At 35.3% G+C, this 15,359-nt stretch carries 16 protein-coding genes; 3 read left to right on the forward strand and 13 right to left on the reverse strand.

The genetic code is table 11. The annotated features are described in order from the left end of the window. Window positions 1-5 precede the first annotated feature (5 nt). Window positions 6-947, reverse strand: coding sequence for a DHH family phosphoesterase (locus ACIQ4I_RS10845; RefSeq protein ID WP_403095986.1), 942 nt, complete (start codon window positions 945-947; stop codon window positions 6-8). A 120-nt stretch (window positions 948-1,067) separates the two neighbouring features. Between ACIQ4I_RS10845 and ACIQ4I_RS10850 the strand changes: the two genes are divergently transcribed. Beyond that, entirely contained in the window at window positions 1,068-1,385 is a 318-nt protein-coding gene (locus ACIQ4I_RS10850; RefSeq protein WP_403095987.1) for a YtpI family protein, read from the forward strand. A gap of 47 nt (window positions 1,386-1,432) precedes the next feature. Here ACIQ4I_RS10850 and ACIQ4I_RS10855 read toward each other — a convergent pair whose 3' ends face one another. Together ACIQ4I_RS10855 and ACIQ4I_RS10860 are read right to left on the reverse strand one after the other, a co-directional pair. After that, window positions 1,433-2,743, reverse strand: a complete 1,311-nt coding sequence (locus ACIQ4I_RS10855; RefSeq protein WP_403095988.1) for a DRTGG domain-containing protein — start codon at window positions 2,741-2,743, stop codon at window positions 1,433-1,435. A 105-nt stretch (window positions 2,744-2,848) separates the two neighbouring features. Beyond that, the gene (locus tag ACIQ4I_RS10860; protein ID WP_403095989.1) at window positions 2,849-3,529 is read right to left on the reverse strand and encodes a metal-dependent hydrolase; all 681 of its coding nucleotides are present in this window, start codon (window positions 3,527-3,529) and stop codon (window positions 2,849-2,851) included. Between the two features lie 159 nt (window positions 3,530-3,688). On the opposite strand from ACIQ4I_RS10860, the gene ACIQ4I_RS10865 reads away from it, so the two are divergent. Further along, entirely contained in the window at window positions 3,689-4,786 is a 1,098-nt protein-coding gene (locus ACIQ4I_RS10865) for a M24 family metallopeptidase (RefSeq protein ID WP_403095990.1), read from the forward strand. 354 nt (window positions 4,787-5,140) lie between these two features. Here ACIQ4I_RS10865 and ald read toward each other — a convergent pair whose 3' ends face one another. Then, complete coding sequence (gene ald, locus ACIQ4I_RS10870; RefSeq protein ID WP_403095991.1) at window positions 5,141-6,253, reverse strand: alanine dehydrogenase; 1,113 nt, start codon at window positions 6,251-6,253, stop codon at window positions 5,141-5,143. Window positions 6,254-6,553: 300 nt separating this feature from the next. Here ald and ACIQ4I_RS10875 point away from each other — a divergent pair, with 300 nt between their 5' ends. Continuing rightward, window positions 6,554-7,006, forward strand: coding sequence for a universal stress protein (locus ACIQ4I_RS10875; protein WP_403095992.1), 453 nt, complete (start codon window positions 6,554-6,556; stop codon window positions 7,004-7,006). A 96-nt stretch (window positions 7,007-7,102) separates the two neighbouring features. Here the strand turns inward: ACIQ4I_RS10875 and ACIQ4I_RS10880 are convergent, their stop codons facing one another. The 9 genes from ACIQ4I_RS10880 to thiI all read right to left on the reverse strand — a co-directional run bounded on the left by ACIQ4I_RS10880 (window position 7,103) and on the right by thiI (window position 15,358). After that, window positions 7,103-8,041 (reverse strand): class I SAM-dependent methyltransferase, encoded by a 939-nt coding sequence (locus ACIQ4I_RS10880; protein WP_403095993.1) that lies wholly within the window; start codon window positions 8,039-8,041, stop codon window positions 7,103-7,105. A 75-nt stretch (window positions 8,042-8,116) separates the two neighbouring features. After that, the gene (tpx, locus tag ACIQ4I_RS10885; RefSeq protein WP_403095994.1) at window positions 8,117-8,623 is read right to left on the reverse strand and encodes a thiol peroxidase; all 507 of its coding nucleotides are present in this window, start codon (window positions 8,621-8,623) and stop codon (window positions 8,117-8,119) included. Between the two features lie 24 nt (window positions 8,624-8,647). Continuing rightward, window positions 8,648-9,271: an RDD family protein gene (locus ACIQ4I_RS10890; RefSeq protein ID WP_403095995.1), complete on the reverse strand. Its 624-nt coding sequence runs from the start codon at window positions 9,269-9,271 to the stop codon at window positions 8,648-8,650. 15 nt (window positions 9,272-9,286) lie between these two features. Then, the gene (sppA, locus tag ACIQ4I_RS10895) at window positions 9,287-10,297 is read right to left on the reverse strand and encodes a signal peptide peptidase SppA (protein ID WP_403095996.1); all 1,011 of its coding nucleotides are present in this window, start codon (window positions 10,295-10,297) and stop codon (window positions 9,287-9,289) included. A gap of 55 nt (window positions 10,298-10,352) precedes the next feature. After that, on the reverse strand, window positions 10,353-11,264 hold the full coding sequence (gene rarD, locus ACIQ4I_RS10900) for an EamA family transporter RarD (RefSeq protein WP_403095997.1): 912 nt from the start codon (window positions 11,262-11,264) through the stop codon (window positions 10,353-10,355). 121 nt (window positions 11,265-11,385) lie between these two features. Next, a complete protein-coding gene (gene mbcS, locus ACIQ4I_RS10905; protein ID WP_403095998.1) occupies window positions 11,386-12,966 on the reverse strand; it encodes an acyl-CoA synthetase MbcS in 1,581 nt (526 codons plus the stop codon). A 253-nt stretch (window positions 12,967-13,219) separates the two neighbouring features. Then, window positions 13,220-13,432 (reverse strand): alpha/beta-type small acid-soluble spore protein, encoded by a 213-nt coding sequence (locus ACIQ4I_RS10910; protein ID WP_403095999.1) that lies wholly within the window; start codon window positions 13,430-13,432, stop codon window positions 13,220-13,222. A gap of 432 nt (window positions 13,433-13,864) precedes the next feature. Beyond that, window positions 13,865-14,074 carry an alpha/beta-type small acid-soluble spore protein gene (locus ACIQ4I_RS10915; RefSeq protein ID WP_397539618.1) on the reverse strand — a complete coding sequence of 70 codons (210 nt, stop codon included), beginning with the start codon at window positions 14,072-14,074 and terminating at the stop codon, window positions 13,865-13,867. Between the two features lie 81 nt (window positions 14,075-14,155). Further along, window positions 14,156-15,358, reverse strand: a complete 1,203-nt coding sequence (thiI, locus tag ACIQ4I_RS10920) for a tRNA uracil 4-sulfurtransferase ThiI (RefSeq protein WP_403096000.1) — start codon at window positions 15,356-15,358, stop codon at window positions 14,156-14,158. Between the last annotated feature and the right edge of the window lies 1 nt (window position 15,359).

Consider the following 15,359-nt stretch of genomic DNA (forward strand, 5'->3'; position numbering starts at 1 on the left):
CTTTTCTAGGCTTCTTTACAAAGCGCTTGTATTTTACCAATCAATTCTTCTGCTTCAGTCCAATCAAAAATTTTAGCGCCTGAAGCCATTGGGTGACCACCACCACGATATTGTTTTGCTACAGTATTAATCACTGGTCCTTTAGAACGTAAACGAACGCGGATTTGATCTTCTTCCTCTACGAACATAACCCAAGCTTTAATCCCTTTGACATCTCCAAGTGATCCTACTAAAGCTGAAGTATCACTCGCTGTAACACCAAATTCTTCTAAAATATTGATAGATAATTTAATAAAAGCTGCTCCATTTTCATCAATAGAGAAATTTTGATAAATGTAACCTTGTAAATGTAATAGAGAACGGTCTAGCTCATACATGCTATTGAATAGAGCTGTACGATCAAAATCATACTGAATAAGTTCTCCTACTACATTGAATGTAGTTTCAGTTGTACTTGGATAGATAAAACGACCTGTATCACCAACAATTCCTGCAAATAGTAGTCTTGCAGCTGTCGTATCCATTTTCCATCCGGCTGTTTCTTGACCTTCTTTAAATAATTCGTAAATCATTTCACTGCATGAACTTGCAGCTGTATTTACCCATATTAAATCACCATAAGCATCATCATTTGGATGATGATCTATTTTGATCAAAAATTTACCCTTGTTATATCGTTGGTCGTCTACTCGTTCTGTATTTGCTGTATCCGTACAAATAACCAATGCATTTTCAAAAACATCATCAGCAATACTTTCAGGGTGACCTAAATAGTCAAATGCTAAGTCATGCTCACCAACTGCATAAATCTTTTTTTCTGGATAAGTTGTTTTTAAAATTGCTTGCAATCCCAATTGTGAACCGTAAGCATCAGGGTCTGGACGCACATGGCGATGTAAGATAATCGTATCGTTTGTTGCAATCGTTTCAATAATATCTTTTTTCAAGAAAAACCCTCCAATGATTCGTTTATTCATACTAATAGTAATGCCTCCTTACTTTTCGACTATCTTTTTTTTACCAATTTCGTTAAAATAAAGACAGATTTGCTTTTTAGGAGGAACACCATGAGTAATATCTTAAATATTATTTTAGCATTTTTTATAGTTATTACATTTGTGTTTTACTTATATTTTAAAACCAAGCAATTCCGCACAGACTTACCAATTCGTAAAAAATGGTACGCTAACCGTGCAGGCATTGCACTTGGTATCCTTTTGATCCTGTTCGGGATGAACCAAATTATTTTATATCATACTGTTCTTACATATGTAGTTTGCGCAATCATGATTGTATTTGGGGTATTTGCTTGTATCAATTATAATAAACGCGTTCGCCACTATGGTCAGTATATTGAAGAAGAAGAAGAATTGAACAAAAAGTGATGCACAATATTGTGCATCACTTTTTTAGTGTTTGCATGTATTGCCTATTAACGTTCTAGTAATTGGAATGTAGCCATCGCTTTCCCCACTAACATATCTTCACTAAATACTTCAAAGTCCATTTTGGCGAACTTACGACTCATATCTAGTATTCGTGGTTTTACTGTAACTAAAGTTTCCATTTGAATTGGTTTGATAAAGTAAATGGACATATTCTCCAAAACACTTTCGCCGCGTTTTACTTTTTTCAATGTGAAGGAACCTGATTCGACTACTAGAGTCGTGAATGCCCCATATGAAATAGCACCAAATTGATTCGTCATTTGAGGCGTTACAGAGAAGTTAACAAGGATTTCGTCTTCTGATAAATTCATTGACATTTCATTTTTCACTAAATCATCAATTGTTTCACCATGTTGTGGTTGTCTTTGGGCCATTTGCAATGCTTTAAGTACATCTTGACGACTAACAACTCCTTGAAGTATTCCATGGTCATTTGCAACAGGTAATAGATCAATACCTTCCCAAATCATTCGATGACCTGCTGTTGCAACACTTGTTTTCATCGTTACTGTAATTGGATTTCGTGTCATCAAACGGTCAATTTGATCGCTATCTTGTTTTCCAATTAAGTCACGTGAAGTGACAATCCCAACAATTTTCCCGTGTTTATCAACTACTGGGTAACCACCATGTGTAGTTTCAGAATTGAGCAAGTTATAATCTCTAACTGTGTCCGTTGATTTTAAATAAGATGTGTTTTTAATTGGAATCACTATATCTTCGATTAACAAGATTTCTTTTTTAATCAATTGGTCATAAATAGCGCGGTTAATCATCGTTGCAACTGTAAACGTATCATAACTTGTCGATATAATAGGGAGCTCTAATTTGTCCGCTAATTTCTTTGTTTCTTCTGTTGTATCGAAACCGCCTGTAATCAATACTGCAGCTCCTTCTTTAAGTGCATATTCATGTGTACGTTCACGATTTCCAACGATTAATAGACTACCTGCATCGGTATAGCGCATCATATCTTCAAGCTTCATTGCTCCAATAACGAATTTCGTCAATGTTTTATGAAGACCGCCTTTACCACCTAATACTTGACCATCAACTATATTAACAATTTCTGCAAATGTAAGTCGTTCAATATTTTCTTTTTTCTTCTTCTCAATACGAATGGTACCTACGCGTTCAATAGTACTAACTAAACGTCTTGTTTCAGCTTCTTTAATCGCACGATAAGCTGTTCCTTCACTAACAGACATTTCTTTTGCAATTTGACGCACTGAAATTTTGTCGCCTACTGGTAATGATTCAATAAATTGAAGAATCTTTTCATGTTTTGTAGCCAAAAAATCACCTATTTCCCAACATCATTCTGGCTTAAGTGTAACATATTTCATCCATTTTCTTTAGTATTTTGACATTGCAAATAAAAATTCTTGCAACTATTCCAATTAAATGTAAAATTTATCTCCAGGGTTCATCACACGAACAGAAGTTGTAGAGACCATTTCAGCAAATTCTTGTGGGTCTTGTTCGATGGCAGGGAATGTATTGTAATGGATTGGCACAATTTCTTTCGGCTTCAAAAATTGCGCTGCTCTATTTGCATCTTCTAAACCCATTGTAAAGTTATCTCCTATTGGTAGGAATGCTACATCAATTGGATGATTTTCCCCTATTAGCTTCATATCGCTAAATAGTGCCGTATCTCCAGCGTGATAAATGGTTTTTCCTTCTACAAATAGTAATATCCCTGAAGGCATACCTGTATAAATAATTTGTTGGTCATCAGTTATATAAGATGAACCGTGAAAAGCTTGTGTTAGTTTTACTTTACCAAAGTCAAATTGATGCGCACCGCCAATATGCATTGGATGCGTTTCAATACCTTGCCATGAAAGGTATACGGCTAATTCATTAGGTGCTACAACGAGCGCTCCAGATTGTTTAGCAATTTCCACAGTATCCCCAACATGATCGTTATGACCATGTGTCAACAAAATAACATCCGGTTTTTGCTCATCAACTTTTAAATCTGTCAGACTATTACCTGTAATAAAAGGATCAAACAAAATCGTATAACCATCCGTTTCAACTTTTACAATTGAGTGCCCATGATAAGAAATTTGCATGTTGTACCCATCCTTTCAATATATCGTTTCATCATTTCTATTCGTTATTGTTACTTATTTTCCTCTTTTTTGTTAGACTATAGTTGAAAAGAGTTACTTAAATGAAAGATTTATTTATTATCATTATTCAATAGCTCTGAATTTCTAAGGAGGATACTCATGAACAAAGTACAATTAATCCAAAACTATTTACAAGAAAAAAATATCGATGCTGCATTCATTACAACACCTGATAATGTGTTCTATCTTTCAGGTTTCAACAGTGATCCTCATGAGCGTCTACTTGGCGTAATGGTATTTAAAGAGGCAGAACCTTTTATGATTTGCCCTAAAATGGAAGTTCCTGATGCAAAAGCTGCAGGCTGGTCGTTCGAAACAGTAGGACATGACGATACTGAAAATGCATGGGAAATTTTCCATAACACTGCAAAATCTCGTGGTGTTCAATTAAACACAATTGCAATCGAAAAAACTCACTTAACAGTTGAACGTTTAGAAGCACTGCAAGGCTTTTACCCAACTACAACATTGGTTGGCCTAGACGAACAATTAAATAATATGCGTTTAGTAAAATCTGAAGATGAATTAGAGAAATTACGTGAAGCAGCTAGATTAGCTGACTATGCTATTGAAGTTGGTTGCAACGAATTAGCAGAAGGTAAAACTGAAATTGAAGTATTATCTGCTATTGAATCTGCAATGAAAGAAAAAGGCGTTTATATGTCATTCGACACAATTGTCCTAACTGGATTAAATGCCGCTTCTCCACACGGTACTCCAGGAACTCAAAAAATTCAAAAAGGCGATTTAGTACTATTCGATCTAGGCGTTGTATACGAAGGTTACTGCTCTGACATTACTCGTACAGTAGCATTTGGTGAACCTTCTGAAGCGCAAAAAGCTGTTTACGAAGCTGTTAAAAATGCCAACGAATCTGCTATTGCAGCAGTAAAACCAGGTGTACGCGCTATGGATTTAGATAAAGTTGCTCGCGATGTCATCAGTGAAGCTGGCTACGGCGAATACTTCACTCACCGTCTGGGTCATGGTCTTGGAATCTCAGTACATGAATTCCCATCTGTACATGGTGCTAACGAGATTGCGATGAAAGAAGGCATGGTCTTCACTATCGAACCTGGTATCTACAAACATGAAACAGCCGGCGTTCGCATAGAAGACGATGTTTATGTGACTGCTACTGGCGTAGAAGTACTAACAAGCTTCCCTAAGGAACTACAAATTATCGAACCAAAATAAGTAGATTAGTTTATACCCCCAACCAGATAGATTGGTTGGGGGTTTTTTATTTATTGGTGCTCCATAATTCGAATAGATTTTATCTATCCATTGCATCTGCAATATAAGCAAATAAGGAGAACGTTTCGTTATTTGTAAAATCCAGGGACACGAAATGTATCAAACGTTAATACAATATTAAAAGTCGAGAGTAATTGGTGAGAGAACGAGAGTAAGGCTCAAAACGAGAGCAAATAAAAACTCTATTACTTTTCAAATGAATATGCTAGTTTTTAACGAAAAGGTGCAAAAATAGACCTCTCAAAATTTGAGAGGTCTACGTAATTATTTTTTCTCTAGCTACATCTGCTGGCTTTATAAAAGACTATCTGCTGATACGTATGGATAATCCAATGCTTCTGCTACAGCTTCGAATGTAACATTTCCTTCTAACGTATTTAGGCCTTTTTTCAAAGCTTCATTAGTTAAGCATGCTCGTCTATAACCTTTATTCGCAATTTCTACTGCGTATGGTACTGTATTATTTGTTAATGCGATCGTTGATGTACGAGGTACAGCACCTGGCATATTTGCAACTGCATAGTGGACAACACCATGTTTGATATAGGTCGGGTCATCGTGAGTTGTAATACGATCTGAAGTTTCAAAAATACCGCCTTGATCGATCGCAATATCTACAACTACAGAGCCTGGAGACATTGATTTAATCATTTCTTCAGTAACTAATTTTGGTGCTTTTGCTCCTGGAATTAACACTGCACCGATCACTAAATCAGAGTGTTTCACTGATTCAGCGATATTATATGGATTGGACATTAATGTTTGTACATCATTGCCAAATTGATCATCTAATTGACGTAAACGTTCATTGCTTAAATCAATAATCGTAACTTCAGCACCCATGCCAATTGCAACTTTTGCTGCATTAGCACCTGCCATGCCACCACCGATAATTGTTACCTTAGCACGTGGTACCCCTGACACGCCACCAAGTAAAATTCCTTTACCGCCTTCTTGTCTTTCTAAATATTGTGCACCAATCTGTGTAGACATACGACCTGCTACTTCACTCATTGGTGTTAATAATGGTAATGAACGGTTTGGTAATTGTACTGTTTCATAAGCAATTGCTACTACTTTTTTATCCAGCAAAGCTTGAGTTAATTCAGGCTCAGGAGCTAAATGTAAATAAGTGAATAGAATTTGTCCTTCGTAAAAATAATCAAACTCTGAAGAAATTGGTTCTTTCACTTTCATCACCATTTCTTGTTGCCAAGCTTCACCTGCTGTTGCAACAATATGAGCACCTGAAGCTTTGTAATCTTCATCTGTAAAGCCCGAACCAAGACCAGCACCTGTCTCAATAAATACTTCGTGCCCAAACACTGTTAGGCTCACTACACCGGCTGGTGTCATCGCTACACGATTTTCGTTGTTTTTAATCTCCTTTGGAACACCGATCTTCATACCCCATCCTCCTCATTATAAAAAAGCAATTGTATGTTTTTTATGTATATATTTACACTTTACATAAAAACAAGTCCATTGTATCAGATTTTAGAATGTTTTTGTTAACTATTTAGAAAATTATATTTTTTTAGATAACACTATCAAAACGTTGGAAATTATTTTAGCTAAATAATGTGCGCAAACCCTCTATTTTATTAGTCTCATAGACTTTTTTACAAATTTTCGAACATGGAAGTAAAGGGATTTTTTTATAAATGAAGAATGTTATAATAGAGACATAAAAGGGAGGAATCTATTATGGCATTAACTTATAACAACATCGTTGTGGCAGTCGATGGTTCAAAAGAGGCAGAATACGCGTTCAAAAAAGCAATTGCAGTAGCAAATCGTAATGAATCAACTCTTAACTTAGTTAACATTATTGATACTCGTTCTTTTGCTGCAATTGAAGCTTATGATCGTTCAATTCAAGAACGTGCACAAGAGTTTGCTGAAGAATTACTAGAAGGGTACAAAAAAGAAGCTGAAGCTGCAGGCGTTAAAAACGTGAATGTATTAATCGAATATGGTTCACCTAAAACGATTATCACAAAAGATGTCTCTAAGAAAGTTGAAGCAGATCTAATTATCTGTGGTGCTACTGGTCTTAATGCTGTTGAAAGATTCTTAATCGGTAGTGTCTCTGAAAGTATTGTACGTTCTGCAAAATGTGATGTTCTTGTTGTTCGTACAGATTCAGTTAAAGAATAATTTGTTCGCTTTTAATTGCAAAAAGCTTACAGAGCATGTTAATGTTCTGTAAGCTTTTTTGTTTTTATTCAGCTGAACGAGAGTCCTCCGCTTTTACTATCCCTTTTGTTCTTTTTTCCATTTTTGCACTTTTGCAAAGAATAATTCTAAAGCTTTCATATTTTTCATATTTGGAACTTTTGCAAGAAGTACTTCTTTTACTGGTTTATCTGTTTCATTTTTCTTCTGTACGATGAATAAGCTTTTCGCATGAGCTTTGTTTGAGAACAGTTCATCCGGTAATTGAATAACAGCTTGTATCCAAGCTTTCTGTGTGATTAATTTATTTAATAATGAGGATTGTTCCGATTCAAAAATATGATCTGGAACGAGGAAGAAAAGATAGCCTCCATCTTTTACGTATTTTAGAGATTGTTCAATAAATAAATGATGAGCGTAAGTCATTCCATCTTGTGCTTTTACTTCATATTCTTTCGCAATTTCATCGTTTGGATAATAGCCAACTGGTAAATCACAAATAACAGCATCTACAGGGTCAATCATTAGGTTTTCTAGTGCGTCTTGTCGATATAGTGCAATAGGTTGTTTTTCTAATTCTGCTGATGCTGCTGCAATTTGAATTAGTAACTCATCAATTTCAACTCCGACACCTTCAATTTTATCTCCTACTAAATTCATCACAGTTAACAGTAAATTCCCTGTTCCAAGCGCTGGATCGAGTACAATCATTTTATTATTTGATTTAAACTCTTTTCCATAAAATTGTTCAACAAAATAACCTAGTAATAAGCCGAGTGAATCGGGGGTCATTTGATGATTTGGTTGTGAGCTTTGTCGCATCCCTTTTAAAAGGGTAAGTTGGATTGCTTTTCTGATTTCTTCTTTAGAAGGTTCAAATCCTACTGGTTTTACTTCACCATCTAACCATGTATTTAAAGTTTCTAGAACACTATCTAAGTAAGTTAAATCATGTTCTTTTGCTATGTTTTCTGCATATTCATCTATAAAAGAAAATAACTTTTCAATGTTTTCCATTTTGTTCTCCTTCAAAACGGAAACCCACTCTTCAGGTTCGAGTGGGTTTCCCATTGGATTATTGGTTATTCGTGCTTATTTTGTAAGAGATTTTACAGCTTCTAATGCACTGTCATAATCTGGGTGCTGTGTACCTTCGGATACATATTCAACATAAGAGATTTTGCCATCTTGATCAACAACAAAAATTGAACGAGCAAGTAGTCGTAATTCTTGCATATGTACACCATATGCATCCCCAAATGATAAATTGCGATGATCTGATAAAGTATAAATATTTTCGATACCATTCGCGCCACACCAACGCTTTTGAGCGAATGGAAGGTCGCAAGAGATAGTTAAAATGACTACATCTTCACCTAAACCTGTTGCTTCTTCGTTAAAGCGACGAGTTTGTGCATCACATACACCTGTATCTAATGATGGAACTACACTGATTAAGACAGTTTTACCTGCAAAATCTGATAAGTGTTTTTCTTCTAGACTTGTTGACAATACTGTAAACTCAGGTGCTTTGTCACCTACTTTAATTTCTGGTCCTACTAATGTTACTGGGTTGTTAATAAATGTTACTTGTACCATTTCAACGCCTCCTCGTTTATTATATTACTCGAATCTTTCTGGCTCTTGCAACTGTGAAGGCTCGTCATCATTTGGGTCTCTAGTTATTGATTTATTTTCCATGTTTTCTCGTAACTTCTGATTTTCAGTAGTTTCAATTGTAATCACTTTTTCTGTTTTTTCAAAAGTTCCTTCATGAACAACTTTGGTATCTGCAATATAATCATGTATCGCTTTATGTTTCGGTGTAAATGCTACAATAATATACAGAAGTTTAATTGTAACTGAAATAAATCGGCCTATCCATTCACGGAAGAGTACAGTTCCCCATGTTAATGGTTGCTCATTCTCTGAAATAACTCGAATACCAAGTGCCATCTTGCCTACAGTTTGCCCCCAGATTTTCGTCATAATAACAAAATAGCTATAAAAAATGATACCTGTAGCAAAGCCATAAGGTGCGAGGTACATAATCTTAATATCTTCCCACCCTGTAAAGAAAAATAGTGGTTTTACTGTAATTGCGGTTAAGGATGAAATAACGATTAAGTCAATCATATATGCCCAAAATCTAATCCAAAATCCTGCCGATTTCAAGTGATAATCCATAACCTTTTTTACTTGTATCGGCTCTGGGCTTAGTGTTCTGACATCAATTGCTTCTGACATAGTCCTAATCCCTCCTTATTCTTCACCATACAAGTACATCATACGTGGTGCACTATTTTTTAATAACAATTTACTTATTGCTTCTTTTTCAGCCGAACCACCTAGTAATGTATTCACTTTAGAAGAGAACAGCGATGTCCAATCTTGTGATGATGTATATTCATATACTTCTGCACCTTCAAGATTGTTGTCCTTTTTAAGAGCTGCAAGTGCATCTTCACTATAGCCCAACTTATCAACTAAGCCTGCGTCCACCGCTTGTGATCCATTCATAATACGACCATCCGCAATAGCTTTTACTTCTTTGACAGACATATTACGTCCATCGGCAACTACTTTAACGAAACGATTATATGAATCATTCACCATATCTTGTAGAAGTTTTCGGTCTGCATCCGTCATTCCTCGTGAACCACTCATGATATCTTTGTACGGACCTGTCTTAATCGTGTTAAATTCTATTCCGTATTTTTTCGCTAATTTACTATAATCCATTCCTTGCATAATAACACCAATTGATCCGGTGATCGTTTCTTCATCAGCAAAGATTTTATCGGCTGGTGCAGATATATAGTAACCACCTGAAGCAGCCATTGATCCCATTGAAACGTAGATTGGGATATTTCGTTCCTTTTTAATTTGCTTAATTTTTTCATAGATTTGTTTGGACTCATTGGTACCTCCACCAGGTGAATTTACTTTTAAAAGTACCCCTTTTACTTGGTGGTCATCTAATATATCATCTAATTGTTTCATAAAAAATTGATGATTATATGTTTCACTGCTAAATAAAGATGTTGAATCTCCTGTGTCTTGGATTGTGCCGTTAACAGTTAATACAGCGATTTTCTTTGCAGGATTTCCAGTTCCAATCACAGTTTTATCGTATGTACTGCTCACATTAATCGCAGAATCAATACTCCTCTTAAAATCTAATTTGGCAAATGACCATGCTATACTCACAATGGTAGACACGACAAATAACAGTGCCGCAATTCCTAATGCAAGCCATCGTTTTGATGTCATTGTTTATCCTCCTTTTGTTCTTCTATTACATATACGATTCGAAACTTTAAATGTTTCATGCTTTTTGATGAATTCTATGTGATTTTCTTACTTCTGCAATAGTAGAAATAGAAAAAACTACTAAAGCAAGCCATATGAATGAGAACGATACTAATTCAGTTCCACCAAATGATTCATGGTAAACAATAACCCCTAAAAGAAGAGTCATTGTTGGGGAAATATATTGAATAAAACCAACTAAATACAACGGAATATTTTGAGCACCAGTTGCAAATAAAATAAGTGGTATTGCTGTTACGATACCAGTGCCAATTAAAAACAAATTAGTTTTCATATCGACATGTAAAAACGACATATTTCCCTGGAAATAAAGATATACATAATAGATTAAAGCGACTGGAAAAATAAACATTGTTTCGATTACTAAACCTCTAGTTGCATCTATTACAATCTGTTTCTTCAATAAACCATAAATACCAAAGCTTAATGCTAAACCAATTGCAACCCATGGTATCTGTCCATATGAAACAAATAGGATAGTTACACCAATTGCAGCAAGTACAAATGCAGCGATTTGTGATTTAGATAATCTTTCTTTTAAGAAAATAATCCCTAAAAGAACAGAAATAATCGGATTCATATAATATCCTAGACTTGTTTGGACGATATGATCATGATTTACTGCCCATATGTAAATAAACCAGTTCAATGAAACTAAATACGCAGCAAAGAATAATGACCAAAATGATTTTTTGTGATGCCATAATTCTTTGAAATCTGATATTAATGTTTTACCTTGTTTCAATAGCAAGACAAAAATCAATGTTAATATAAATGACCAAATTACACGACTGGCCAATATCTCTTCACTCGAAACATGCTGAATCACTTTCCAATAGAGTGGAAAGAGTCCCCATAACAAATATGCTCCTACAGATGCAAAAATTCCTTTTTTTTCATTATGCAAAGAATTCACCTCTTTTTCTTTTGCAACCATTCCTACTATTATAATTTTTTAACCAAAGAAAGTAAATGTCACTAAAAAAGAAAAGACCGCCATTTGATGGCAGCCCTATCGAGAATTTCGGTTAAATATGTTGTTTATTATTTTCAAGCTCTCGTAATTCAATTCTACGAATTTTGCCTGAGGATGTTTTTGGTAATTCCTTAACAAACTCAATTTCTCGCGGATATTTATAAGGAGCTGTTAGATTCTTAGTATGATCTTGTAATTCCTTCACTAATTCTTCCGATGCTTTGGAAGCATCTTTTAAAACAATGAAGGCCTTTACGATATTACCACGAACTTCATGAGGGCTTGCAATAACTGCACATTCCTGAACTTCAGGATGTTTTACAAGCGCATCTTCTACTTCAAATGGTCCAATTGTATAGCCAGAGCTAATAATGATATCATCATTTCTACCTTCAAAGAAGAAATAACCATCCTCATCTTTTTTTGCGCGATCTCCCGTTACATAATAATCTCCACGGAATTGTCTTGCAGTGCGTTCAGGATCATTTAAATATTCTTTAAATAATGCTGGTGTAGAACGATGAACAGCAATATCTCCAACTATTCCAGCTGGACATGGTTGTCCGTCTTCATCAATTACATCAACAACATTACCTGGTGTAGGTTTTCCCATTGCACCTGGTTTTGTTGGTACTCCCTTTAAATTACCAATAAGTAGTGTATTTTCTGTTTGACCATAACCGTCTCTAACATCAAGATTAAATGCACGTTTGAAAATGTTAATTACTTCTTGGTTTAACGGTTCACCAGCTGATACAGCACTATGCAAAGCTGATAAGTCATAATTTGCTAAGTGATCAACTTTTGCCATAACTCGATATTCAGTTGGTGTACAGCATAATACTTGAACTTTGTATTTTTCGAGTAGTGATAAATATTTATCTGCATGGAATCTGCCATTATAAACAAATCCAGTTGCTCCACTCCCTAGAACTGATAGGAAAGGGCTCCAAATCCATTTTTGCCAACCTGGGCTTGCTGTGGCCCAAACGACATCTCCTTCATGGATTCCTAGCCAATGAGCTGCTGCAGTTTTTAAGTGGGCAAATGCCCAACCATGAGTATGAACAACGCCTTTTGGATTTCCGGTGGTACCACTTGTATAAGATAAGAAAGCCATGTCTTCACTTTTAGTTTTAGCATTTTCAAATTCTTCTGACTCTTTTTCTGCTTCTTGAATCATTGGAATCCAAGGTGTATGTGCTTGTCCAATTACGTATTGTTGCACATCCTTTAAATGCTGCACTTGATCAAATTGGTCAATAAATGGCTCGTATGCAATTACGGCTTTTGCATTACTATGCACTAAACGATAGTCAATTTCCTTTGCTCTTAACATTTCAGAACTTGGAATTACAACTAAGCCTGCTTTTAATGCCGCAACATATGTAATATAGGCATCGATTAAACGTGGCACCATTATTAGTACCACATCTCCTTTTTGCAAACCATGATTTGCAAAAACATTTGCCACTTGGTTGGCTCTTCTTATTAAACCGTCATATGTGATGGAATCTGTGCTGCCAAGATCATTTTCAAAAAGAATAGCTAGTTTTTCTGGATTTTTTGCAAATTGTTCAATTTCTTCCACTAGGTTGTAATCTTCAGGTGCAATTAAATCCTCTCGTTTCATAAAAAATCCCCCTTGAATAACGAATTGGAATAGCAGATTAATTATATCGAATGTTTTTCTAGATTACAACCAAATGCCAATATCAATTCTTAGTATCTGGTACTAAGACTTAATTTGCTTTTAATTAGTTTTTAATTTAGTTTTTGTTTAACGATATTTTATAATCTTCCTAATTCTACCTCTATAAAAAAACCGAGGAAGAATTTTTTTATTCTTCCCCGGCTGTGTAGCGTTTAGTATTTTCTATATTCAGTTATTGTCCTTTATACCCACTCATTTGTTGTTGGGCCATTGCAACTAAACGCTTTGTAATTTCTCCGCCAACGGATCCGTTAGCACGCGCTGATGCATCTGCGCCAAGGCTTACACCAAATTCTTGTGCAATTTCGTACTTCATTTGGTCTACTGCTTGTTTAGCGCCTCGTACTTCAAGTTGGTTTGAACTTCCTGAGTTGTTGTTTGCCATGTGTATCACCTCCTTTGTACATATAGAATGTGCCGAAGAGAAAAAATCATACACTCAAGTTTAAAATAAATTATTTATGGAGATAAATAGTTGTTAACCAAAAGATAAGTTTTCAAAGTTAATGCAAAATCCATAAAAAATATACGAACATTTAATGATTCCAATCCACTTCAGATAAATTCGTTCTTCAGTTCCCTCAACGTTGTGACGGGGATTTTCAAGCTAAGCCTGTGGAAAGCGCCGTCTGTAGCGGAACATCCAAATTAATTTGAATATGGAAAAGCGAATATTGAAATGTCCTTTTTAATAAACTTAAAAAAGGACCGGGATTTATGAAATTGATATTCAAATGAAAAACCGAGGAAGAATTCATTTTGAATTTTCCCTCGGTTTTTTTTACTACTTATGAGTATACTAAATACTCAAGATTTTTTATTTTGAATAACCATTCAGCTGTTGTTCAGCCATTGCAACTAAGCGCTTAGTGATTTCTCCGCCAACGGATCCGTTAGCACGCGCTGATGCATCTGCGCCTAGCTGTACACCAAATTCTTGTGCGATTTCGTACTTCATTTGGTCAATTGCCTGTTTTGCACCTCGAACTTCTAATTGATTAGAACTTCCTGAGTTGTTGTTTGCCATGTGAATCACCTCCTTGTGCATATAGAATGTGCGGGAGGAAAAAAAACATACAACAATAATCTCAGGAAATATATTCTTCTATTAGAGTAAATCTAGAAATTCATCTGTTTTCTTTTTCGGGAATGAATGAGTTTCACGGTTTTTTACTGCTCTTTCAATCATCTCATCAAAATCAGTGAAACTTTCGTAATAATTCATTTTTTCAACTCGTGGTTTTGTTTTTGGATTTGCTGGTGTGAAAACTGTACAACAATCTTCAAATGGACGAATTGAAATTTCATAAGTACCAATTTTTTGAGCTACTTCAATAATTTCTAATTTATCAAAAGTAATTAACGGGCGCAAGATAGGTGTAGTTGTTACATCATTAATCGCAGCTAAGCTTTCTAATGTTTGGCTAGCGACTTGCCCTAAATTTTCACCTGTAACAATTGCTTTTGCATCGATTTCTTTACGGACAACATCGGCTACTTTCATCATCATCCGTCGTGTTGAAGTCATTGTTACGTTTTCTGGAACACTACTTTGAATTTTTTGTTGGATTTCAGTAAAAGGTATAACATGTAGGCGAATATTGCCACCGAATCGGCTAATTTTTTCGCAAAGTTCCTTTACTTTACCTAATGATTGATCACTTGTAAATGGTGGGCTGAAGAAATGGATTGCTTCTACTCTTACGCCACGTTTCATCATATAATAAGCTGCTACTGGGCTATCGATCCCACCAGATAGAAGTAATAATGCTTTACCGTTAGAACCGATTGGTAAACCGCCTGCACCTGCAATGACGTCAACCATCATGTAAACAGCTTTTTCACGAACTTCTACACGTAACTCAATATCAGGTTCCTTCATTTGAACTGTCATTCCTGGAAGTGAGCCCAATACATGACTACCTAGAGTTTGTTGAAGTTCATATGTGTCCATAGGAAATTTTTTGAAGGATCTTTTTGCATTGACTTTAAATGTTTTTCCTTGATAATCCATACCTTTTACAATTTCAACAGCTAATTCCTTCATTGCTTCAATTGTAGGCTCGCATTGTGCTACTGGGCTAAATGAATGAATACCGAAAATATGTGGTAAACGTTCAATTAGTTCTTCCATTTCAGTATCTACATCACTACTTAAATACATGCGGTCACGTTCCGATCGAATACGAAGGTTTGGTATATCTGCAAATGTATATCGTAAATTTTCTTTTAATCGATTGATAAATAATTTACGGTTACGTCCTTTTGTTGTAATTTCTCCATAGCGAATTAAAATTTCATGCCATTTCATG

Origin of the sequence: Rummeliibacillus sp. NPDC094406, from assembly GCF_044763875.1 — a bacterium.
GTDB lineage: Bacteria > Bacillota > Bacilli > Bacillales_A > Planococcaceae > Rummeliibacillus.